The following is a 21800-nucleotide window of genomic DNA, read 5'->3' on the forward strand; positions in this document are numbered from 1 at the left end:
TTTTACGTGGCCGGAGCGGCCGGCGCTACAGCAGCTTACCCCAGTTTTCTACCCAGGGGGTGCTGACGCTTTCCGGCTCCGGCGATTCCATCGCGTCCACCAGCAGCAGCTCGCCGACGCGGGTCGCGCCCTGCTCCTGCAGCTGGGCGTCGAAGGTTTTTCCGGCGCCGCAGAAGTTTTCATAGCTGCTGTCGCCCAGCGCGATAACGCCGTAGCGCAGCTGCGGCTGATGGCCCAGCTTATCCTTCACGTCGTGATACAGCCCGGCAATGCTGTCCGGGAAGTCGCCGTGGCCGGTGGTCGAGGTTACCACCAGCGCCACTTTATCGCTGTACTGCTGCCAGTCGCTGAGGCGCGGATCCTCAAAAATCTTCACCTCATGCCCCTGCGCCTGCAGCACAGGCTCCGCCTCTTCCGCCACCAGCAACGCGTTGCCGTAAACCGTGCCGACGAAAATACCAATCTGCGCCATAACCTTCTCCCTTATTGTGGTGCCTTATCCTGACCTGGCTGCGGGTCAAACTCAACCCTGGGAAGTTCGGGGAGAAGCTGCTGCCAGCCAAAGTACTGCATCATACGCTGCCAGCTCTCATCAAGCCCGGCGCGGATCAGTAGCGGTTCGCCCGTTACCGGATGGTTAAGCGCCAGGCTGCTGGCGTGCAGCATCAAACGCTCACAGCCGAAGTGCTGCGCGGCGCCGCGGTTTTGGCGCAGATCGCCATGCGTGGTATCGCCGATGATCGGATGACGCAGATGGGAGAGATGACGGCGCAGCTGATGTTTGCGCCCGGTTGCCGGTTGCAGTTCGATCAGGCTATAGCGCGCCGAGGGATAGCGGCCGATGGCCACCGGCTGCTCGGTGATAGCCAGCCCACGCCAGTCGGTCACCGCCGGCTGCGGCCCTTTATCGGGCGAGGCGAACTTATCAGCAATCTTATCCAGCTCTTCGGTGAGCGGATAGTCGAGCCGGTCCGCCCCTTCCAGCCAGCCGCGCACCACGGCGTGGTAGGTTTTGCGCATCTGATGCTGCTCGAACTGCTGCGACAGCAGGCGCCCCACCTCACTGGACAGCCCCATCAGCAGTACGCCGGACGTGGGCCTGTCAAGCCGGTGCGCGGTAAATACATGTTGTCCGATCTGATCGCGCACCGTCTGCATCACCACCACTTTTTCTTTGCGATCGAGCCAGCTGCGATGCACCAGCCAACCGGCCGGCTTATTGACGGCCACCAGCCATTCATCCTGATAGATAATCTCCAGCATCAGCGACCTGCGGCGACAAACAGTGCATCAAGCGCGTTGAGATGGGTCAGCAGCGCGCCTCTTCCCGGCGTGTCCGCTTCCAGCGCCACTTCATAATAGGGGGCGATGGCGAAGTTTTGCGGCAGCTGATCGCCGGCGTCGAGCAGCGCGTGCATGCGCGGGATCAGCACCCACTGCAGCCACTCCAGCGGCTGCATGGTATCGAGGAAAAAGGGCTGCGTGCTGGCGAACGCCGCCGCTTCGGGCGCTTCGCTGCGCCACAGCGCATGCGTTTTCAGCAAGGCTTCAACCGCCAGCAACCCCTGGCGAACCTGATGTTCTCGGTGCATCGGCATCCTCACAACGGGTGGAATTTTAAGGGCGGCAAGCATAGCACTGGCGGAGGCGGGGGAAAACGCGCGACATAAAAAAAGGGGCACTGTTATACAGTGCCCCCGGTTCGTTTGCAGCTATCCAGCTACTTCGACGCTCCCTGCTCGTCCATGAAAACTTTTCCCTGTTGTCTTCCTGACATCATCGCCTTCCTGACGATTATCCTTTAGCGTCCTGGCCCGCCAGTCATCCTGTCTGGCTCTCATTCTCCTTCCTGGAGGTGTCCCTGTTCATCCATCCTGGAGCTGTCTGCTTCATCCTGAAGCGATCCTGTCGGCGCATCTTCCTGAGCGCGCAACATCATCCTGATGAACATCTTCCTGACGTTATCCATTCCCCGGCTTCCCTTTCCGATGCTGAGCAGTTTGCCTGACTCAGCGAAGGAAACAAGCTACCTTTTCCTTTAACAATGAAGCCTGGCGTAAATCTGAAAACCCGCTCTGCACTAAGTTTATGATTTACATTATTTTCACAAAAGCGTGCTGTTTTTTTCTGCCGGTGATTCTGGCGATCTCTCACAGACAATGTGAGATATATCTTACAAAACCACCGGGCAATCTCTCAATAACCTAACTAACCGGTTGTAAACTATTAAGAAAAGTCTGTATGTCCGGTGCCAGCACTTTGCGCTGCGGCGTGCCGAGCTTTTCCAGCACCACTTCGCCGCTCAGGTTGCAGAGCGAAACCACATCCAGATCAGATTCAGTGGTAGCGATAAACAGGGTCGGCGTTTGTTTCAGACGCCTTTTCATCACCAGATGGCCGATCAGGTTTTCCTGTACGCGCGCAAAATCGGCTTCGCTCCAGACCTGCAGCAGCGTAATGGGCTGGCCTTCGAACATCGCCTGCATGTCGCCCGCATATTGCGTAGTATAGTAGCGCGCCGCCGCTGGCTGCAGCCGCAGCTCCAGCGCTCTTTCCACCGCCGCCAGATCTGGCTCGGCGCTGAAAGGCTGCGGTCGCCACAGCACAACGCCGTCGCGGCTCTCCACCTCGCAGGGCGAAGCGATGCCGTAGAGATCAGCGCTGGCGGGCAGATGGCCATGCTGCTGCTGCCACTGCTGGCAGTAGCGCTGCGTAAAGTCGCGCAGCGCGGTGGCGATATCATTATTCATTTTTTTCACTCCAGGCTGCCTGAGTTACACTTACAGCCTTTATTGATTGTTTCTTTATCACCGAAAAGAGGTTGCTCGCCTTTCCGGGCGGGTCTGAGGCTACGTTATGTCTTCTTATGAAAACCACCAGGCGCTTGCCGGCCTGACGCTGGGCAAGCCTACCGCCTATCAGGATCGCTACGATCCGGCGCTGCTACAGGCGGTACCCCGTTCGCTGAACCGCGAACCGCTGGGGCTTTATCCCGATAACCTGCCCTTTCACGGCGCGGACATCTGGACCTTATATGAGCTTTCCTGGCTCAACGCGAAAGGCGTGCCGCAGGTCGCCGTCGGCGAAGTGGCACTGCGTGCCGACAGCATCAACCTGATCGAGTCGAAGAGCTTCAAGCTCTATCTTAACAGCTTTAACCAGACGCGTTTCGCCGACTGGGGCGAGGTGCGCCAGACGCTGGAGCGCGATTTAAGCGCCTGCGCGCAGGGCGACGTCAGCGTGGCGCTGTTCCGCCTGCAGGAGATCGAAGCGCAGCCGATCGGCCACTTCGAAGGCGTCTGTATCGATGAGCAGGATATCAGCATCGACGACTATCAGTTCAACGCCGATTACCTGGCCGACGCCGCAGGCAGTGATATTGTGGAAGAGACGCTGACCAGCCATCTGTTGAAATCCAACTGCCTGATCACCAACCAACCGGACTGGGGCTCGGTGCAGATCCGCTATCGCGGGCCGCGCATCAACCGCGAAGCGCTGCTGCGCTACCTGGTGTCATTCCGTCATCACAACGAGTTCCACGAGCAGTGCGTAGAGCGCATCTTTAACGATCTGCTGCGCTTCTGCCGTCCGGAAACGCTGTCGGTTTACGCCCGCTATACGCGGCGCGGCGGCCTGGATATCAATCCGTGGCGCAGCAATACGGATTTCAAACCGAGCCGTTCTCGTCTGGTGCGTCAGTAAACTGCGGCGCGGCTCGCAGGACAACCTTCTGTTACAGGAATCGGTTGAGAAACCAGGCAGGAGAAGGCTACTCTGAGAAGCAGCGGTGGCATGGCCCCATCGCTCAGGGATTTTCTCGTCACCGCGCGGCTGACGTCGCCGCGCGGTGTCATTTGTCACCCTGGCGGGTGTAAAGGAGTTCACTTGATTACACATATCAGCCCACTCGGCTCGATGGATCTGCTCTCGCAACTGGAAGTCGACATGCTGAAGCGTACGGCCAGCAGTGACCTCTACCAGCTGTTTCGCAACTGCTCCCTCGCCGTGCTTAATTCCGGCAGCCAGACCGACAGCAGCCATGAGCTGCTCTCCCGTTTCGAAAACTTCGATATCAACGTGCTGCGCCGCGAACGCGGCGTGAAGCTGGAGCTGATCAATCCGCCGGAAGAGGCCTTTGTCGACGGGCGCATTATCCGCTCGCTGCAGGCCAACCTGTTCGCCGTGCTGCGCGATATTCTGTTCGTCAACGGCCAGCTGGTCGCCGGCGGGCGCTTTCACCAGCAGGTCGATGTCAAAAACTCCGCGCACATTACCAACCTGGTGTTCTCTATTCTGCGTAACGCGCGCGCGCTGCACGTTGGGGAGTATCCCAATATGGTGGTCTGCTGGGGCGGCCACTCGATCAACGCGACCGAATATCAATACTGCCGCAACGTCGGCACCCAGCTTGGGCTGCGCGAGCTGAATATCTGCACCGGCTGCGGGCCGGGGGTCATGGAAGCGCCGATGAAAGGCGCCGCCGTCGGCCATGCGCAGCAACGCTATCGCGAAGGGCGCTTTATCGGCCTGACCGAACCCTCCATTATCGCCGCGGAGCCGCCTAACCCGCTGGTGAACGAACTGATTATCATGCCGGACATCGAAAAACGTCTGGAAGCCTTTGTGCGCATCGCCCACGGTATTATCATTTTCCCGGGCGGCGTGGGCACGGCGGAAGAGCTGCTCTATCTGCTGGGCATTCTGATGAACCCGGAAAACAACGATCAGGTGCTGCCGCTGATCCTGACCGGGCCGAAAGAGAGCGCCGATTACTTCCGCGTGTTGGATGAGTTTATCGTCAACACCGTCGGCGAGCAGGCGCGCCGCCACTACACCATCATTATCGACGATGCGGCCGAAGTGGCGCGCCAGATGAAAAAAGCGATGCCGCAGGTGAAAGAGAACCGTCGTGAAAGCGGCGACGCCTACAGCTTCAACTGGTCGCTGCGTATTGAGCCGGATCTGCAGGTGCCCTTCCTGCCGACTCACGACAATATGGCTAACCTCAATCTCTATCCCGATCAGCCGCCGGAAAAACTGGCCGCTGCGCTGCGCCGCGCCTTCTCCGGCATTGTGGCCGGCAACGTGAAGGAGATGGGCATTCGCGAGATCCGCCAAAAAGGTCCGTATAAGCTGCACGGCGAGCCGGCCATCATGCGCCGCATGGACGATCTGCTGCAAGGCTTTGTCGCGCAGCACCGTATGAAACTGCCGGGCACCGCTTATATCCCGTGTTACGAAATCATTAAATAAACGGCTATACGGGCGGCATCAGGCCGCCCGGATTCTATGATGACGATTCATTTACTTATTGTTGACGCGCTTAACCTTATTCGCCGCATTCACGCCGTGCAGGGCAGCCCCTGTCAGGAGCGCTGCGTCGCCGCGCTGCAGCAGCTGCTGGGGCATACACAACCGACCCACGCGGTGGCGGTGTTTGACGACGAACTGCGGCGCGAAGGCTGGCGCCATCAGCTGCTGCCCGATTACAAGGCGGGGCGTCCGCCGATGCCGGACGATCTGCAGCGCGAGATGCCGCAGATTCAGGCGGCGTTTCGTCAGGCGGGGGTCGCATGCTGGTCCGCCGAAGGCGATGAGGCGGACGATCTGGCCGCCACGCTGGCGGTTAAAGTGGCGCAAAGCGGCTATCAGGCGACCATCGTTTCGACCGATAAAGGCTACTGCCAGCTGCTGGCGCCGGCGATCCGCATCCGCGACTACTTCCAGAAACGCTGGCTCGATCAGCCTTTTATCGATGCCGAATTCGGCGTGGCGCCACAGCAGCTTACCGACTATTGGGGGCTGGCGGGCATCAGCAGCAGCAAAATTCCGGGCGTCGCCGGCATCGGGCCGAAAAGCGCCAGCCAGCTGCTGCTGCAGTTCGGCTCGCTGGCACAGCTCTACCAGCAGTTTGAGGCGGTGCCGGAGAAGTGGCGTAAAAAGCTGGCGGAACAGCGTGAGATGGCCTTTATCAGCCAGCGCGTCGCCACGCTGCGCACCGATCTGCAGCTAAACGGCAATTTGAAAGATCTGCGTCTGGCCAACCCGGCGCACGGAAATGGCGTCGCGCCCATGTAAAACGGCGCGCCATCTCTGACGCGCCGCAGGGCAGGAAGGGTTCAGGGCGCGGCGACTATCCCGCAGGCGCGCGGCCGGATACCGCTTAGCGCTCGTCGCGGCGGCCCGGCGCGGCGCCCCAGATGCGACGGATATGCACCGTTACCTCTTCGCGATCGTGATAGAGCTGACGCGCCTGAATCTGCGCATTGATGCCGTTTTCCTGCAGCTTCTCCTGAATCATCGCCAGGTTCTGCGACACCTCTTCATAACGCTTTTTCATCGGCAGCTTGAGGTTGAAAATCGCCTCGCGGCACCAGCCGTTGATTAGCCACTCCGCCATCAGGCTGGCGACGCGTACCGGTTTTTCTACCATATCGCACACCAGCCAGCTGATATTGCTGCGCGTCGGACGATACTTAAAGCCATCCTCGCGGTGATGCATCACCTGTCCGGTGTCCATCAGGCTTGGCGCCATCGGGCCGTTATCCACCGCATGCACCATCATGCTGCGTTTCACCAGCTGATAGGTCCAGCCGCCAGGGCAGGCGCCCAGGTCCACCGCGTACATGCCGCTCCCCAGACGTTCGTCCCACTCGTCGGCGGGAATAAAGACGTGAAACGCCTCTTCCAGCTTTAACGTGGAACGGCTGGGCGCGTCGGCGGGAAACTTAAGACGCGGGATGCCCATAAAGAACGGCGAATTATTGGCGGGATAAGAGTATCCCGCGTAGCAATGGCCGGAGGCGATAAAGAAAACGTGAACCACCGGCCGCTTGTCGCTTTCGTAGTTCAGCAGGCTACCCTGCTGGCGCAGCGCAGTGCGCAGCGGAACGGTAAACTTACGGCAGAACTTCAGCAGCTCTTTCGCTTCGTTGGTGTCCGGCACCTCGACGCGCAGCTCGCCGCCCTTCTCCACCGCGCCGTTCAGCATACCGGCGATCGGCGCAATACGATCCTCTGGCGGCAGGTCACGCAGTAGCTCGCCCACCACCACCATCTGACGGGCAAAAATCAGCTCGCTGAACGGCAGCTCGCGCGCCAGCTTGTCGGCATCTGTCGCTTCGTAGCACTCAAACAGCACGTAACCGGCGTTCTCTTTTACGCGCGCAAAGCCGTAGACTTCGCGCTGCGCCGCTTTATCGGTAATTTCCGCCGCGCACTCTTTTTCAAAGCCGGAGCGGCAATACAACAACACTTTATTCATGGCGATCTGCCTTTCTCTTCAGACGCAGCGCGCCAATTAACATTAAAACCCAACCAATCAGGAAGCAGGTGCCGCCCACCGGCGTCACGAAGACCCACATCTTCAAATGGGAGAGCGCGAGGCAGTAAAGGCTGCCGCTGAACAGTACTACGCCCAGAGCCAGAAACGCGCTGCTCCAGTAAAACCAGATATTGGCGCGGCGCAGCATCGCGGCCGCCAGGCCGATAATCGCCAGGGTGTGCCAGGCCTGATAATCGAGCGCGGTATGGATCCAGGCCATCTCCGTCGGGCCGAGAGACTGGCTAAGTACGTGCGCACCAAACGCGCCGAAAGCGACAAAGAAAAAGCCGCTGATGGCGGAAAAAATCAACATTGCACGACTGGACATCGAACGATCCTCGTTAACATAACGCGCCGGGTCACTCCGTCGCGGATAAATAGGTTAACTGGCGTAACGGAAGCGGAATTTTTCTTGTTCGCTTGCCGCTTTTGCCAGAATCCACTGTCGAAAGGCGGCTATTTTACCCAGTTCTGCCTGACTGTCATGACAAACCAGATAAAAAGCATTCTTACTGACTAATACGTCATTGAAAGGACAGACTAGACGGCCCGCCTCAATCTCGCTTTGCGCCATCACGTTGTTAGCCAGCGCCACGCCCTGACCATGGATCGCCGCCTGCAACACCATGGCGCTGTGGCTGAAAATCGGGCCCTGCTGCACATTAATGTGCTGCAAGCCTAGCTGACGAGTATAGGATTGCCAGTCACGGCGCGAGGCGTCATGCAGCAGCGTGACATGCGCCAGATCGGCGGGCGTTTTCAACGGCTTATCACTGGTCAGTAGCTGCGGCGAGCAGACAGGCAGCAGATATTCAGCGTAGAGTTTCTCCACCCGCAGCCCTGGCCAGTTGCCGCGGCCGTAGAAAATCGCCACGTCCACATCATCCGCCAGCTTCTCCTCTTCGCGGTCCACCGCCTGAATGCGCACGTCGATCCCCGGATAAGCTGAGTTAAAGCTGGAAAGGCGCGGCACCAGCCACTGAATAGCGAAGCTCGGCAGCAGGCTGACGGTCAATGCACCCTTGGCGCTACGCGCCTGCAGTTTACGCGTGGCGTCGTTGAGCGCGGAAAAAATCTCCTTAATATCCAGATAGTAGCTTTGACCTTCTTCGGTCAGCAATAACGAACGATTACGCCGCCGAAACAGCTTAAGACCCAGAAAATCTTCCAGAGATTTTATCTGATGGCTTACAGCAGCCTGCGTAACAAACAGCTCTTCAGCCGCTTTTGTAAAGCTGAGATGGCGCGCTGCGGCGTCAAAAACGCGCAACGCATTAAGTGGTGGAAGACGTTTTGACATGATTCCCAAGTCTTGGCTGAAACACTTTGACGCAAGCGGTAAACGGCGCGTTACGTATTAGATTTTTTTATCCGAGACATTATAAATTGTCCGTTGAGGAAGCTCCAGCAAATACCTATAGTTGCCGCACTTCCTGAGCCGGAACGAAAAGTTTTTCAGAATAAGCGGGAAACTGCTGATTTCAGAGGACTTTTGGCTTGTGGTCGTGATGTTGTGTTTGCAAATTGATCTGACGCTTTTCAGATCGGGTGGCTCAGCTACCGTTTATTCCTGTAGATTTACCCTGTCTGTCCATAGTGATTTTAACAGCACCGCAAACTGCGGTGCTTTTTTTTGCCTGCGATTACTGCCCCATCTCCACCATCTCTTTCACGTCAGTGCGGTTGATCTGCTGTTCATGGCCAGAGGCATCTTTGTAGCTGATCATACCGGTATCTTCGTCTACCATAGGCTTACCATCGGCAACAATGGTGCGGCCATCATTGGTGTGCATCACGTAGTTGCTGGAGCAGGCGGCTAAAGTAAAAGTCATGGCACAGGCGGCCAGTGCTGCGGCGAGTTTTTTCATTTTTCATCTCCTTGCAGATTAAATGCGATAAACCATCCGTCTGAATCAGCCTGCGCGAGTGCCGTAAAAGCGGCAGCCAACGCAGCGCGGCAGGCGGTGAACAGTTTAAACCTTGCCCTTTGAGCATAACGCGTTTTTGCTGCTTCGCCAGTAGGTTAGCCACTTTTCAGTCTGCGCCTGGCCGAGATCGCCACACAATTATTGCAACGAGAACAGCATGACCCAATTTAATCCCGCCCAGTTCCGCCAGCAGTTTCCGGCGCTGGCCGATGCGGGCGTTTATCTGGATAGCGCCGCCACCGCGCTTAAGCCGCAGGCGGTCATCGAGGCGACCCAGCGCTACTATAGCCTGAGCGCCGGTACCGTTCACCGCAGTCAGTACGCCGCCGCGCGTAAGCTGACCGAACGCTATGAACAGGCGCGCGCGCAGGTTGCCCGCCTGATCAACGCGCCGCTTACGCACAGCATTGTCTGGACGCGCGGCACCACCGAGGCGATCAACCTGGTGGCGCAGAGCGCGCTGCGCCCGCTGCTGCGACCGGGCGATGAGATCCTGGTGAGCGAAGCAGAACACCACGCCAACCTGGTGCCGTGGCTGATGGTGGCGCAGCAGACCGGCGCGCGCGTGGTCAAATGGCCGCTGGGCGCGGATCGCCTGCCGGATATGGCGCAGCTGCCCGCGCTGCTGAATGAAAAAACGCGTCTGCTGGCGCTGGGGCAGATGTCCAATGTCACCGGCGGCTGCCCCGATCTAAAGCAGGCGATCGCCCTCGCCCACGCCGTCGGCGCTAAGGTGATGATCGACGGCGCGCAGGGCGCGGTACATTGCCCGCCCGACGTGCAGGCGCTGGATATCGATTTCTACGCTTTTTCCGGCCATAAAATCTACGGTCCAATGGGCATCGGCGCACTGTATGGCAAGCCGGCGCTGCTGGAGGCGATGACGCCCTGGCAGGGTGGCGGCAAGATGCTGACTCAGGTCGACTTCAACGGTTTTACGCCGCAGCCGGTGCCGTGGCGCTTCGAGGCGGGCACGCCGAACGTCGCCGGGGTTATCGGCCTGAGCGCGGCGCTGGAGTGGCTGGAAAGCGTCGATGTGGCGGCGGCCGAGCGCTGGAGCAGCAGCCTGGCCTCGCTGGCGGAACACCGGCTGCTGAGCCTGCCCGGCTTCCGCAGCTTTCGCTGCGGCGAATCGAGCCTGCTCTCATTTGATATTGCCGGCGTGCATCACAGCGATGTGGTTACGCTGCTGGCGGAAAGCGGCGTGGCGGTGCGCGCCGGCCAGCACTGCGCCCAGCCGCTTATGGCGGCGCTGGGCGTCAGCGGCACGCTGCGCGCCTCTTTCGCCCCTTATAACACGCTGCAGGATGTCGATGCGCTGGTGCGCGCCATCCATAGCGCCATCACTTTACTGGCTGAGTAACCCTTATGATGCTTATCGCCCCGCACCCCTTTGCCGAACTGATTACCCTATCGTCGCTGAAAGAGAAATTCGCCGCCTGCCACAGCTGGGAAGAGCGCTATCGCCAGCTGATCCTGCTGGGCAAACAGCTGCCGCCGCTACCGGAGGCGTTAAAAAGCGCGGACATTGAGCTGAGCGGCTGTGAAAATCGGGTCTGGCTGGGGTATCAGCGCCTGGCTGACGGCACGCTGCATTTTTACGGCGACAGCGAAGGCCGCATCGTTCGCGGCCTGCTGGCGGTGCTGCTCACCGCCGTGGAGCGGCAGCCGCCGCAGCGGCTGCTGACGCAGGATCCGCTGCAGCTGTTCGATGAGCTGGGGCTGCGTGAGCAGCTGAGCGCCTCACGCAGCAGCGGGCTGGATGCATTGGCCCGCGCAGTGCGGGCCGCGGCGGCTAGCCCTGACGCGCCGCCTTTGCCCTCATCTTCTTAAGGGCGTGCGACACCGCCATAAAGCCGAAAGTGGCCGTCACCATGGTGGCGGCGCCAAAGCCGGAAGCGCAGTCCATGCGTTTCGGACCTTCCGCGGTGCCGGGCGAGGCACACACGCTGCCGTCCGCCTGCGGATAGACCAGCGCCTCGGTAGAGAAGACGCAGTCGATGCCCAGCTTGCCTTTGCTGTTTCTGGTTATGTTGAAATCGTGCTTTAGCCGTTCGCGCAGCTTCGCCGCCAGCGGATCCTGAATGGTTTTCGCCAGATCGGCGACCGTGATCTGGCCGGGATCGATCTGCCCGCCGGCACCGCCGGTGGTCACGACCGGGATCTTGTTGCGACGGCACCAGGCGAGCAGCGCCGCCTTCGGGCGCACGCTATCAATCGCATCGATAACGTAGCTGTAGCCCGCCCCCATCAGCTCGGCGGTATTGTCGGGCGTAATGAAATCGTCCACGCAGTTCACCGTACATTCCGGGTTAATCGCCCGAATGCGCTCCGCCATCACCTCGGTTTTCGCCTTGCCGACGTTGCCCTGCAGCGCATGGATCTGACGGTTGGTGTTGGTGATGCAGACATCATCCATATCGATCAGTGTAATGGTGCCGATGCCGGTGCGCGCCAGCGCTTCCGCAGCCCAGGAGCCGACGCCGCCGATGCCGATCACGCAAATATGCGCGTCGGCAAACAGTTGTAATGCGTCCTGACCGTAGAGACGCGCCGTACCGCCAAAGCGTTGCCGCCAGGCGTCAGAGAGAACTCTCATGCAATAACCTTTGTTGATTGTCGACAGCGGGCCAGAACGGCCCGCGACGGAGAAGTTTACTGGCTTGCGCTGACCAGCATTGAACCATTATGGTCGTTTTGCGCATTGCTAAACAGCGTAGTGCCGGCGCCGGGCGCCGGGCGTAGCACCCAGACGCGGCCGTAGTGGTTAAAGAAGCCCGCCAGATGGCCCGCTTCCGGCCCGATGCCCTGGTAGATATCGAAATGCTGGCCTTTGATGGCGCCGCCTACGTCCAGCGCCACCATCAGGCGCATTTCATATTTACCGCTGAACTTGCCCTTCGGCGTCAGCAGCGGAACTTCCGCCAGCAGTACCGTGCCCGGCGGGATCAGCGAGCGGTCCGCCGCCACCGACGCTTTGGCAACCAGCGGCACCGCGCTGGCGCCGCGCACCGGGGTAAATTCTTCCGGCTTAAAGAAGACAAAGGAGTTGTTAGTCTCCAGCAGCTCTCGCACTTCGGCCGGGCTATGCTTATCGCCCCACTCGCGGATCGCCTGCATCGACATATCTTCGCGCTTCACTTCGCCGCGATCGATCAGCTCTTTACCGACGCTGTGGTAGGCCCAGCCATTTTTGCCCGCATAGCCGAAAAAGGTCAGCGGACGGCCGTCACCGTAATCGACATAACCGCTGCCCTGCACGTCCATAATAAAGTTATCCATCAGCGAATTGCTGTAGCCGATGACATAGCGCTCATCCAGCGCGCCGCTGTAGATCTGCGCGCGGCTCGGCAGCTTGCGGCCTTTGCTGCGCGGCGGCATACGGTAGAGCGGATACTGGAACGCGCCCTGACGCGTATAGCGCGCCTCGATCACCGGCGTGTAGTAGCCGGTAAACTGCACGTTGCCGTAGTTATCCACCCCTTCCATCTGATATGCGTTCAGACCAAAGGTGCGCAGCTGGCGCGTATCGCCGCCGGCCAGCAGCCAGTTCTCTATCGCGCTATAGGTACTGCTTTGCCTGCCATATAAAGAAGAGGAGGCGAAGCGGATCTGATTGACCTGATCGCCGAAATCTTTGCCGTTCACCGGACGCCCTTTGGCGTTCGGCTGATTAACCAGCTCCAGCGGCTGTTCAATCTTGCCGTCTTTATACTGTTGACCGCGATCGGTCGGTTTGGAGGAACATCCCGCCAGCAGCGCCAACAGCGCGCCGGTTGCCCAATACTTTGTCCAACGTCCTTTCATTACACTCTCACCTCAGCTGCCTGCAGGGCAAGATAGCAAAGGGGTTATGAGAATGAAATGCGTTGTCAGAAAAAGAGTCGGCCGTTTTGTTTAAGGAATCAACGATTCGCGGAGATATTCACCAACAGGCAGCATAAAGCCGATTAATTTTCAAAAAAGGGTTGCATCATAAATCGGGAAGAGTATATTGCGCATCCACGGACGCGGGATGGAGCAGCCTGGTAGCTCGTCGGGCTCATAACCCGAAGGTCGTCGGTTCAAATCCGGCTCCCGCAACCAATTAAGTAAGAAGCTTTGTCGTGACGGAAGCGACAACACCCGGACGCGGGGTGGAGCAGCCTGGTAGCTCGTCGGGCTCATAACCCGAAGGTCGTCGGTTCAAATCCGGCCCCCGCAACCAACATCAAAACACCCTCAAGGGTGTTTTTTTGTATCTGGCGTTTGGTAAAACGCGCCGGAGTCAGACGTCACCGCCCTTCCCCGGCCAGCCTTACTGATGAGGCGCCAGCGCCGCCCCCTTTGAAAAATAAGCCTTTATACCGTTCAGGATCGCCTCAGCCACCTGCTGCTGATAGCGCGCGGTGCGCAGCTTGCGCTCCTCCGCCGGATTGCTGATAAAGGCGGTCTCCACCAGAATCGACGGAATATCGGGCGCCTTCAGTACCGCAAAGCCCGCCTGATCCACGCTGCGTTTGTGCAGATGATTGATTTTCCCCATTCTGGCCAGCACTTCCTTGCCAAACTTCAGGCTGTCGTTAATGGTCCGGCTCTGCACCATATCGAACATAGTATGGTCGAGATAGCGATCGCCGCTTTTGCTGACCCCGCCGATCAAATCCGATTCGTTCTGCGTCTGCGCGAGAAAGCGCGCCGCTGCCGAGGTGGCACCACGCGTTGAAAGGGCAAACACCGAAGAGCCGCGCGCCGCCCGGCTGGTAAAAGCGTCGGCGTGAATCGACACAAACAGATCGGCCCGCTGCTTACGCGCCTTCGCCACGCGCACCTTCAGCGGAATAAAGACATCCTCATTGCGCGTCATATAAGCGCGCATATGAGGTTCTTTATCGATCAGCGCCTTCAGGCGACGGCCGATCTTCAGCACGATATCTTTCTCGCGCGTCTTATGCAGCCCGTGCGCGCCGGGATCCTCCCCGCCGTGGCCCGGGTCGATCATGATAACGATTGGCCGGTCGCGCCCAGCCTTGCCGGGCAGCGGCGCTTCCGCCGGCTGGGTACGCTCCAGCTCGCCCTGGTTGTAATCTTTCAGCAGCGCCAGCAGCGGATCGTCCTGGGTATCGTGTGCCGAATAGAGATCGACCACCAGACGATGTTTAAAGCCGGCGACCGGCGCCAGGGTAAACAGGCGCGGCGCGACGTTCTGTTTCAGCTCCAGCACGATACGCACGGTATTGCGATCGAACTGGCCGACGCGCGCGTTTTTAATATAGGGGTCGTTTTTTTGCACCAGCTGGCCAACGCCTTTCAGTACGCGGTTCAGGTGCAGGTTCTCAATATCGATCACCACCCGTTCAGGATTGCTGAGGGCGAACTGCTTATATTTAAGCGCCACGCCCGATTCGATAGTCAGGCGGGAATAGCTGGAAGAAGGCCAGATGCGCACCGCGACAATATGGCTGCTGGCCGCCAGTCCTGCCCGACTGACGCTCAGCAGCCACATCGCACCGGCGCCCTGCAACAGCCGACGGCGGCTGATAACGGGATTAGATTCGGACATGCCGCTCCAGATACTGTGTTATGTCTAAAAAAAGGGCCAGAAAAAAATGAAGCGAAAACTTTAACCTAATCGCTTTTGCGCTGTCACCCGGAAAAAACCATTAAATGCAGCCTGTTAACCTGATGAGTGCTTTGTAAAAGGTGATAGCGCGATGTAAAAGGGGCTTGCACTCTCGGTCGCAAAAGAATAAAAATACAAAAAAATCGAATATTCATGCAAAGAGGGTTTGCCGTGAAGGAACGTAGCACCGCACTGGTTGAGGGTTTTCGTCATTCCGTTCCCTATATCAATGCCCACCGAGGTAAAACCTTTGTCATCATGCTGGGCGGCGAAGCCATTGAGCATGAAAACTTCTCCGGCATCGTTAACGATATCGGCCTGCTGCACAGCCTCGGCATCCGGCTGGTGGTGGTGTACGGCGCGCGACCGCAGATCGACGCCAGCCTGGCGGAGCATCAGCTGGAGCCGCTCTACCATAAACATACGCGCGTCACCGACGCCCAGTCGCTGGAGCTGGTAAAGCAGGCGGCAGGCCGCCTGCAGCTTGATATCACCGCGCGCCTGTCGATGAGCCTGAGCAATACGCCGCTGCAGGGTGCGCATATTAATGTGGTTAGCGGTAACTTTATCATTTCGCAGCCGCTGGGGGTTGATGACGGCGTCGACTACTGCCACAGCGGCCGTATCCGCCGCATTGACGAAGAGGCGATTCATCGTCAGCTCGACAATAACGCCATCGTGCTGATCGGCCCGGTAGCGGTCTCGGTAACTGGCGAAAGCTTTAACCTGACCTCAGAAGAGGTGGCGACCCAGCTGGCGATCAAACTGAAGGCGGAGAAGATGATCGGCTTCTGCTCTGAACAGGGTGCGACCGATGACGAAGGCAATATTATTTCCGAGCTGTTCCCCAACGATGCGCAGGCGCGCATTGAAACGCTGGAGCAGCGCGGCGATTACCTGTCGGGCACGGTGCGTTTCCTGCGCGGCGCGGTCAAAGCGTGCCGCAGCGGCGTGCGCCGCAGCCACCTGATCAGCTATCAGGAAGATGGCGCGCTGCTGCAGGAGCTGTTCTCGCGCGACGGCATCGGCACGCAGATCGTGATGGAGTCGGCGGAGCAGATCCGCCGCGCCACCATTAACGATATCGGCGGCATTCTGGAGCTGATCCGTCCGCTGGAGCAGCAGGGCATTCTGGTGCGCCGCTCGCGCGAGCAGCTGGAGATGGAGATTGATAAATTCACCATTATCGAGCGCGACAACCTGACCATCGCCTGCGCGGCGCTCTACCCTTTCCTGGATGAGCAGATCGGTGAGATGGCGTGCGTGGCGGTGCATCCGGACTACCGCAGCTCGGCACGCGGCGAAATGCTGCTGCAGCGCATTGCGCTGCAGGCGCGTCAGCTGGGGCTGAAAAAGCTGTTCGTGCTAACCACCCGCAGCATTCACTGGTTCCAGGAGCGCGGCTTTACGCCGGTGGATATTGAGCTGCTGCCCGAAAGCAAAAAGCAGATGTACAACTATCAGCGCCGTTCCAAAGTGCTGATGGCTGACCTGGCGTAGCGGCGGGATGAACGTAAAAAGCCCGGCTTCGGCCGGGCTTTTTGTTGCTGATCGATAGCAAACGCGCAGGCGGTCAGAGAAAGATCTCTGCGTGCGGCGCGCTCAGGCGCTCCACCAGCCCGCTGCGGCGCTGGGTGCGCACCGCCACCGCACGGGCGAAAATCTGCCGGTCAGTGTAAAGCGTTAGCTGACGGCGCGCGCGCGTGATGGCGGTATAGACCAGCTCGCGCGTCAGTACCGGCAGATAGTGGTTCGGCAGCACCAGCGCGGTGTGATCGAACTCCGACCCCTGCGATTTATGCACCGTCATCGCCCAGGCGGTGTCGTGCGGCGGCAGACGGCTGGGCTGCACCGCCTTAATTGAACCGTCCGGCAGCGGGAAGAAAACCTTCAGCGCGCCGGTGGCGTCGTTCATCGCCACGCCGATATCGCCGTTAAACAGCCCGAGCGCGCTGTCGTTACGCGCAATCATCACCGGGCGGCCCATATACCAGCGGCTCTGCGCCAGCGGCCGGCGGATGCGCCGCTGCTTCAGCAGCAGACGCTCGATGCGCTCATTCAGCCCGGCAACGCCGAACGGCCCTTCGCGCAGCGCGCAGAGCAGACGGTAACGGGCGAAAGCGGCCAGCACCTCGTCCGGCGCAGCCTCGCGCTGCAGCAGCGTCAGATACTCTTCATAGCCCGCCACGCCCTGCTCCAGCAGCTGCTGATAATGCTCCGCGCTGCTCAGTTCGCTGCGGCAGATATCGTCGAACCCGGCGCGGAACACCTTCTCCGCCGCCTGCACGTCGCCGGCGTTAACCGCCTGCGCCAGCTGGCCGATGCCGGATCGCGCGTCGAAACGGTAGCTTTTGCGCAGCAGGCAGATGCTATCGCGCACGTTGGGCATCCCCGCGCCGTCCGCGCCGTCCAGCTGGCAGCCGGTCAGCTGCTGCAGCTGCATGGCGCGTGCCACGCTGTAGCCCGCTTCGGCGCAGCGGCAGATATCGCCCAGCACCGCCCCCGCCTCCACCGAAGCGAGCTGATCGCGGTCGCCAAGAAAAATGACCCGCGCGTGCGGCGGCAGCGCGGCGATCAGGTTCGACATCATCGGCAGATCGACCATCGACGCCTCATCCACCACCAGCACGTCAAGGTGCAGCGGGTTGCCGGCATGATAACGCAGGCGCTGGCTGTTAGGCTGCGCGCCCAGCAACCGGTGCAGCGTGGTCGCCTCTTCCGGAAACGCGTCGCGTTCCGCCTCGCTCAGCGGCAGCGCCTGCAGCGCCTTACCCAGCGACTCGGTCAGCCGCGCGGCCGCCTTACCGGTCGGCGCCGCCAGCCGGATGCGCATCTTCTGGTGCGACAGGCGGATCAGCGCCGCCAGCAGCCTGGCGACGGTAGTGGTTTTGCCGGTGCCTGGCCCGCCGGAGATCACCGAGATATGACGGGTAATGGCGACGGCGGCGGCAATTTTCTGCCAGTCGTCGGGACGATCGCCGAACAGCGCGTTTAGCACGCGCTGCAGATCGGCATCGTCAAAAGCGGGCGCGGGCTGCTCGGCGGCGATAAAGCGCGCCACGCTGCCTTCGCCGCGCCACATACGGTGCAGATAGAGACGCTGTTGCGCCACCACCAGCGGCGTCGGCTTCGAGCCGTCACTGACCGCATGGCTCTGCATCAGCAAATGCTGCCAGTCCGCCGGCTGCCCTGCCGCCTGCCAAATCTCCGCCGCCAGCTCCGGTTGACGGCCGTCAAACAGCTCTCCGTCGCGGAAGTGGTCGAGCGGCAGGCAGACATGCCCCTCGCCCGCTTCCGCGCTGACGCAGGCCGCCGCCAGCATCAGCGCCGGTTGCGTATCGTCCGCCAGCATATGGGCGAACTGCACATCCAGCGGCCGTATCAGACGTTTTTCCACCGCTTCGCGCAGCAACGCGCTCATTTTTCTCATTTCGATTCCACCTGGTCTCCGGTAAACAGGCTATCCAGCGCCCTGACAAAATCGATAGGGGGACGGTGATAAAACACGCCGTTTTCGCTGGCGCTGCCGTCCATCCCACGTAAAAACAGATAGAACACGCCGCCGAAGTGACGCTCATAATCGTAGTCCGCTACACGATGACGCAAATAGCGATGCAGCGCCAGCGTATAGAGCTGATACTGCAGATCGTAACGGTGGCCGATCATCGCCTCCGCCATCGCCTGCGGCGTATAGGCGCTGCTCTCTTCGCCCAGCCAGTTCGATTTGTAATCCAGCAGATAATATTTGCCCTGCCAGCAGAAAACCAGGTCGATAAAGCCTTTGAGCATGCCGCGCACCTGCTGGAAATTCAGCTCCGGCGCGCGCGCTGAGAGCGGGTCGTGCTGGCGCATCACCGCATCGAGCGCCGGCGCGGTCAGCAGCTGATGCATCGGCAGCCAGAACTCCAGCTCCACCAGATAGTGCCCCGGCGTCAGCTGCGCCAGGCTCACCCCATTCTGGTGCAGCGGCGTCTGCAGCACGCGCTGGATCCAGTCGGCGAGCATCGGCAACCACTGCTCGCCGAAGCCCGCCAGCTGCAGCTGTTCCGCCAGCCACGCCTCATCCGGCGGCTGGCTAAAATCGAGCGTTTCAAACAGGCCGTGCAGGAAGGTGCCTGGCGACGCGCCGCGCGGGAAGGCGTGCGGCGTCAACGCGGGCGCAACGACCTCCGCCGTTTCACCGGCGGCGTCGATATCGAAGCGCGGAGCCAGATCGAGCGCCACCGACGGCCCGTGTTGCTGCAGGCCGGAATAGCTGGTGACGCGCCAGTGATCCTGCAACGGACGGGAGATCGCCGGGCTTGCCAGTTCCGGCATCTGTTCGCCTTCCGGCTGCCAGCGCCCTTCCGCCGCCGCTTCCGGCATGGTCACCGCTACCGCCTCGTTGCTCAGGGCATGCAGCGCTTCATGCAGACCGCTGGCATTCATCGCCTCGCCGCGCTGGATCAGGTAGCCGACCGCACTTTTATGCAGGTCGCTGTTGCCCTCTTTCTTGCGGTTGCCCTTGATCAAGGGCGCGATGCCGATGCTGCAGTGGTAGACAGAACGGGTCAGAGCGACATAAAGCAGACGCAAATCCTCCGCCAGCCGCTCCTGCTCTGCCAGCGCCAGGCTCTCCTCGTCGTCGCTGAGATCCAGCAGCGCCTGAAAGGTTTGCCGATCGTGATAAAGCCCCTGCGCCGCCTCACGGTAGTTCGCCGCGAATGGCAGCCATACCAGCGGATACTCCAGCCCTTTTGATTTATGGATGGTAACGATCTGTACCAGATGACGATCGCTCTCCAGACGCAGCTGCTGGCTGGCGGCCTGATGATTGGGCTGCGCCACCTGCTGCGCCAGCCAGCGCACCAGCGCATGTTCGCTGTCGAGCTGCGCGGCCGCCTCCTGCAACAGTTCGCCGAGATGCAGCAGATCGGTCAGCCGTCGTTCGCCGCTTTCCGAGGCCAGCAGGTTTTCGGCGATATGGCGCTGCTTCATCAGCTCACGCAGCATCGGCAGCACGCCGCGCTGCTGCCAGCGCTGGCGATAGGCGGCGAACTCATCCACCAGCGCGTCCCAGCGATCTTCATCCTGGCTCATGGCGTCGATGGTGGCGGCGTCCAGCCCGAGAATGCTGGTCGCCAGCGCGCTGCGCAGCGTGCGCTCCAGCTCCGGCGCCAGTACCGCCTGCAGCAGCCAGAGCAGCTCGCGCGCTTCCGGCGTGGTAAAGACACTGTCGCGGTTGGAAAGGTAGACCGAAGGAATATTCAGTGCGTTCAGCGCTTCGCGCATTACCGCCGCCTCGCTGCGGCTGCGCACCAGCACGGTAATGTCGGCGGCGCTGACCGGGCGCAGATCGCCCTTCTTGCCCACGCGCGCCTCGCCGCGCAGCCCGGCCTGCAGCCAGTGCAGGATCTCCGCGGCGCACTGGTTCGCCATCCATTGCTGATACTCGCTTACCCCGACGCCCTCGCCGGACTGTAGCCAGAAGCGCAGCGCCGGCTGCGTCGTGCCGTCGAGATAAAAGGCGCGCGTTTCGTTAGGTGGCGCGGCGTTCACCTCGATAAAGGGGATTTGGCTGAAAAGAAAAGGATTCTCCAGCCGGGAGAAGAGCTGGTTAACGCTGGCGACCATGGCCGGCGACGAGCGCCAGTTAGTATCCAGCGTATAGTGGGCGCTGACTTCCCCACGGGCGCGCATATAGGTGAAAATATCGGCGCCGCGAAAGGCGTAAATCGCCTGTTTGGGATCGCCGATCAGCAGCAGCGCGTTCTCCGGCTGGCCAACATAGAGGCGACGGAAAATACGGTACTGCTGCGGGTCGGTATCCTGGAACTCATCAATGAGCGCCACCGGATAGCGCGCGCGGATCGCCCCGGCGAGCATCTCGCCGCCGGGCTGATGCAGCGCCTCGTCGAGACGGCTGAGCAGATCGTCAAAGCCGAGCAGCGCGCGCAGCTTTTTCTCCCGACGCGTCGCCAGGCGAATCTCTTCCAGCGCGCGGGCGATCACCAGATCGCGCAGCGACAGCGGCTCGGCCAGGAAGGCGTCGACGGCGTCGAACAGCGCATGACGCGGCGGCTCGCCTTTTTTGGTTTTTTCCCGCAGCACGCTCTGGCGAAAGCGCGTCAGATCCTTCGGCACCGTATAGCCCTGCGTCTCTTCCGCTGCCCAGACCGCGATATTATCCAGCCAGTTAGGTAAGTGCTTGCTGCTGTAGCTGCGCTTATCTACGCCCGATTTTTCAATCAGCTCGCGCAGCTCAGGCGCGGCGGCGCGCCACTGCGCCTTCAGCGCCTCAATGCGCGCGACGATTTTTTCATGGCGCTGCGCCAGCGTCTCTTCGCCGTCGGGCGCATATTTCAGCGCCGGCGACTCGCCATGCAGCCAGGGCGTCAGGGTAGAGAGCAGCTGCTCCGGCCCGGTCCACTCCTGGGCGATAACCTTTGCGATGGTCAGCGGCAGCGGATAGCAGTGGCGGCGCCAGAAGTCGGCGGCGGCCTGCCGGCGCAGCGCCGATTCATCTTCAATCAGCTGCTGATCAAACAGCATGCCGGACTCAAAGGCGTTGAGGTTAAGCATGCGCTGGCAGAAGCCATGGATGGTAAAGATCGCCGCCTCGTCCATCTGGCGTTCGGCCGCCAGCAGCAGCGCCGCGGCGTCGGTAGGATCCGGGATCTCCTGCAGCAGCGCCGTTAGCACCGGATTGCTGCTGCTGCCGCGCACGCAGGCCAGCCGCAGCTCATGGATGTTCTGCCGGATACGGCCGCGCAGCTCGGCAGTCGCCGCCTCGGTAAAGGTTACGACCAGAATCTCTTCCACCGACAGCGGCCGGTGGAAGGCGTGGCTCTGCCCGAGGCCGAGCAACAGCCTCAGATAGAGTATGCCGATGGTAAAGGTTTTGCCGGTTCCCGCTGACGCCTCGATAAGCCGCTCCCCTGGAGCGGCAAGGTTAGCGGATCGAGCC

The 21800-nt window shown here is 60.5% G+C and carries 19 protein-coding genes and 2 tRNA genes; 8 read left to right on the top strand and 13 right to left on the bottom strand.

Features of this window, described 5'->3' with window-relative positions; translation table 11 throughout:
• Positions 1-25: 25 nt before the first annotated feature.
• From C2E15_RS16900 to syd, 4 genes are all read right to left on the bottom strand, one after another.
• Positions 26-472 carry a flavodoxin gene (locus tag C2E15_RS16900; protein WP_104958394.1) on the bottom strand — a complete coding sequence of 149 codons (447 nt, stop codon included), beginning with the start codon at positions 470-472 and terminating at the stop codon, positions 26-28.
• A gap of 11 nt (positions 473-483) precedes the next feature.
• Complete coding sequence (gene truC / locus C2E15_RS16905; RefSeq protein WP_104958395.1) at positions 484-1263, bottom strand: tRNA pseudouridine(65) synthase TruC; 780 nt, start codon at positions 1261-1263, stop codon at positions 484-486.
• Positions 1263-1592: a YqcC family protein gene (locus tag C2E15_RS16910; protein ID WP_104958396.1), complete on the bottom strand. Its 330-nt coding sequence runs from the start codon at positions 1590-1592 to the stop codon at positions 1263-1265. Before C2E15_RS16910 ends, truC begins: the two co-directional genes overlap by 1 nt.
• 612 nt (positions 1593-2204) lie before the next feature.
• Positions 2205-2750 (bottom strand): SecY-interacting protein, encoded by a 546-nt coding sequence (gene syd, locus C2E15_RS16915; RefSeq protein WP_104959223.1) that lies wholly within the window; start codon positions 2748-2750, stop codon positions 2205-2207.
• Between the two features lie 106 nt (positions 2751-2856).
• Here syd and queF point away from each other — a divergent pair, with 106 nt between their 5' ends.
• The 3 genes from queF to xni all read left to right on the top strand — a co-directional run bounded on the left by queF (position 2857) and on the right by xni (position 6078).
• Positions 2857-3702 carry an NADPH-dependent 7-cyano-7-deazaguanine reductase QueF gene (queF, locus tag C2E15_RS16920; RefSeq protein ID WP_104958397.1) on the top strand — a complete coding sequence of 282 codons (846 nt, stop codon included), beginning with the start codon at positions 2857-2859 and terminating at the stop codon, positions 3700-3702.
• Positions 3703-3885: 183 nt separating this feature from the next.
• Positions 3886-5253: a nucleotide 5'-monophosphate nucleosidase PpnN gene (ppnN, locus tag C2E15_RS16925; protein WP_104958398.1), complete on the top strand. Its 1368-nt coding sequence runs from the start codon at positions 3886-3888 to the stop codon at positions 5251-5253.
• Positions 5254-5292: 39 nt separating this feature from the next.
• Positions 5293-6078, top strand: coding sequence for a flap endonuclease Xni (gene xni / locus C2E15_RS16930; protein WP_104958399.1), 786 nt, complete (start codon positions 5293-5295; stop codon positions 6076-6078).
• An 85-nt stretch (positions 6079-6163) separates the two neighbouring features.
• Here the strand turns inward: xni and rlmM are convergent, their stop codons facing one another.
• From rlmM to C2E15_RS16950, 4 genes are all read right to left on the bottom strand, one after another.
• Positions 6164-7264, bottom strand: a complete 1101-nt coding sequence (rlmM, locus tag C2E15_RS16935; RefSeq protein WP_104958400.1) for a 23S rRNA (cytidine(2498)-2'-O)-methyltransferase RlmM — start codon at positions 7262-7264, stop codon at positions 6164-6166.
• Positions 7257-7652: a DUF423 domain-containing protein gene (locus C2E15_RS16940; protein ID WP_104958401.1), complete on the bottom strand. Its 396-nt coding sequence runs from the start codon at positions 7650-7652 to the stop codon at positions 7257-7259. Before C2E15_RS16940 ends, rlmM begins: the two co-directional genes overlap by 8 nt.
• A 54-nt stretch (positions 7653-7706) precedes the next feature.
• Positions 7707-8624: a glycine cleavage system transcriptional regulator GcvA gene (gcvA, locus tag C2E15_RS16945; RefSeq protein ID WP_104958402.1), complete on the bottom strand. Its 918-nt coding sequence runs from the start codon at positions 8622-8624 to the stop codon at positions 7707-7709.
• Positions 8625-8967: 343 nt separating this feature from the next.
• Positions 8968-9192: a YgdI/YgdR family lipoprotein gene (locus C2E15_RS16950; protein ID WP_104958403.1), complete on the bottom strand. Its 225-nt coding sequence runs from the start codon at positions 9190-9192 to the stop codon at positions 8968-8970.
• Positions 9193-9409: 217 nt separating this feature from the next.
• Here C2E15_RS16950 and csdA point away from each other — a divergent pair, with 217 nt between their 5' ends.
• The gene (gene csdA, locus C2E15_RS16955) at positions 9410-10615 is read left to right on the top strand and encodes a cysteine desulfurase CsdA (RefSeq protein ID WP_104958404.1); all 1206 of its coding nucleotides are present in this window, start codon (positions 9410-9412) and stop codon (positions 10613-10615) included.
• Between the two features lie 8 nt (positions 10616-10623).
• Positions 10624-11085 (top strand): cysteine desulfurase sulfur acceptor subunit CsdE, encoded by a 462-nt coding sequence (csdE, locus tag C2E15_RS16960; protein WP_104959224.1) that lies wholly within the window; start codon positions 10624-10626, stop codon positions 11083-11085.
• On the opposite strand, the gene tcdA is transcribed toward csdE, so the two are convergent.
• Positions 11048-11851 carry a tRNA cyclic N6-threonylcarbamoyladenosine(37) synthase TcdA gene (tcdA, locus tag C2E15_RS16965; protein WP_104958405.1) on the bottom strand — a complete coding sequence of 268 codons (804 nt, stop codon included), beginning with the start codon at positions 11849-11851 and terminating at the stop codon, positions 11048-11050. The genes csdE and tcdA overlap by 38 nt on opposite strands.
• Before the next feature lie 56 nt (positions 11852-11907).
• Entirely contained in the window at positions 11908-13059 is a 1152-nt protein-coding gene (mltA, locus tag C2E15_RS16970) for a murein transglycosylase A (RefSeq protein WP_104958406.1), read from the bottom strand.
• Positions 13060-13261: 202 nt separating this feature from the next.
• On the opposite strand from mltA, the gene C2E15_RS16975 reads away from it, so the two are divergent.
• Positions 13262-13338 (top strand) — tRNA-Met (locus tag C2E15_RS16975).
• Between the two features lie 44 nt (positions 13339-13382).
• A tRNA-Met gene (locus tag C2E15_RS16980) sits at positions 13383-13459 on the top strand.
• Between the two features lie 90 nt (positions 13460-13549).
• Here C2E15_RS16980 and amiC read toward each other — a convergent pair.
• Positions 13550-14794: an N-acetylmuramoyl-L-alanine amidase AmiC gene (gene amiC / locus C2E15_RS16985; RefSeq protein ID WP_104958407.1), complete on the bottom strand. Its 1245-nt coding sequence runs from the start codon at positions 14792-14794 to the stop codon at positions 13550-13552.
• Positions 14795-15007: 213 nt separating this feature from the next.
• Between amiC and argA the strand changes: the two genes are divergently transcribed.
• The gene (gene argA / locus C2E15_RS16990) at positions 15008-16354 is read left to right on the top strand and encodes an amino-acid N-acetyltransferase (protein ID WP_174705704.1); all 1347 of its coding nucleotides are present in this window, start codon (positions 15008-15010) and stop codon (positions 16352-16354) included.
• A 73-nt stretch (positions 16355-16427) separates the two neighbouring features.
• On the opposite strand, the gene recD is transcribed toward argA, so the two are convergent.
• Both recD and recB read right to left on the bottom strand, forming a co-directional pair.
• A complete protein-coding gene (gene recD / locus C2E15_RS16995; RefSeq protein WP_104958409.1) occupies positions 16428-18284 on the bottom strand; it encodes an exodeoxyribonuclease V subunit alpha in 1857 nt (618 codons plus the stop codon).
• Positions 18281-21760 carry an exodeoxyribonuclease V subunit beta gene (gene recB, locus C2E15_RS17000; RefSeq protein ID WP_425438044.1) on the bottom strand — a complete coding sequence of 1160 codons (3480 nt, stop codon included), beginning with the start codon at positions 21758-21760 and terminating at the stop codon, positions 18281-18283. The genes recD and recB overlap by 4 nt, the downstream gene beginning before the upstream one ends.
• Between the last annotated feature and the right edge of the window lie 40 nt (positions 21761-21800).

The organism is Mixta gaviniae (assembly GCF_002953195.1).
Lineage (GTDB): Bacteria > Pseudomonadota > Gammaproteobacteria > Enterobacterales > Enterobacteriaceae > Mixta > Mixta gaviniae.

Bases quoted from the DNA above. Each gene is read 5' to 3' on its own strand.
- recD (WP_104958409.1), bottom strand. From the start codon at position 18,284: ATGAGAAAAATGAGCGCGTTGCTGCGCGAAGCGGTGGAAAAACGTCTG.
- C2E15_RS16940 (WP_104958401.1), bottom strand. From the start codon at position 7,652: ATGTCCAGTCGTGCAATGTTGATTTTTTCCGCCATCAGCGGCTTTTTC.
- C2E15_RS16900 (WP_104958394.1), bottom strand. From the start codon at position 472: ATGGCGCAGATTGGTATTTTCGTCGGCACGGTTTACGGCAACGCGTTG.
- argA (WP_174705704.1), top strand. From the start codon at position 15,008: ATGCAAAGAGGGTTTGCCGTGAAGGAACGTAGCACCGCACTGGTTGAG.
- csdE (WP_104959224.1), top strand. From the start codon at position 10,624: ATGCTTATCGCCCCGCACCCCTTTGCCGAACTGATTACCCTATCGTCG.
- rlmM (WP_104958400.1), bottom strand. From the start codon at position 7,264: ATGAATAAAGTGTTGTTGTATTGCCGCTCCGGCTTTGAAAAAGAGTGC.
- gcvA (WP_104958402.1), bottom strand. From the start codon at position 8,624: ATGTCAAAACGTCTTCCACCACTTAATGCGTTGCGCGTTTTTGACGCC.
- xni (WP_104958399.1), top strand. From the start codon at position 5,293: ATGACGATTCATTTACTTATTGTTGACGCGCTTAACCTTATTCGCCGC.
- csdA (WP_104958404.1), top strand. From the start codon at position 9,410: ATGACCCAATTTAATCCCGCCCAGTTCCGCCAGCAGTTTCCGGCGCTG.
- syd (WP_104959223.1), bottom strand. From the start codon at position 2,750: ATGAATAATGATATCGCCACCGCGCTGCGCGACTTTACGCAGCGCTAC.
- mltA (WP_104958406.1), bottom strand. From the start codon at position 13,059: ATGAAAGGACGTTGGACAAAGTATTGGGCAACCGGCGCGCTGTTGGCG.
- C2E15_RS16950 (WP_104958403.1), bottom strand. From the start codon at position 9,192: ATGAAAAAACTCGCCGCAGCACTGGCCGCCTGTGCCATGACTTTTACT.
- tcdA (WP_104958405.1), bottom strand. From the start codon at position 11,851: ATGAGAGTTCTCTCTGACGCCTGGCGGCAACGCTTTGGCGGTACGGCG.
- C2E15_RS16910 (WP_104958396.1), bottom strand. From the start codon at position 1,592: ATGCACCGAGAACATCAGGTTCGCCAGGGGTTGCTGGCGGTTGAAGCC.
- queF (WP_104958397.1), top strand. From the start codon at position 2,857: ATGTCTTCTTATGAAAACCACCAGGCGCTTGCCGGCCTGACGCTGGGC.
- amiC (WP_104958407.1), bottom strand. From the start codon at position 14,794: ATGTCCGAATCTAATCCCGTTATCAGCCGCCGTCGGCTGTTGCAGGGC.
- truC (WP_104958395.1), bottom strand. From the start codon at position 1,263: ATGCTGGAGATTATCTATCAGGATGAATGGCTGGTGGCCGTCAATAAG.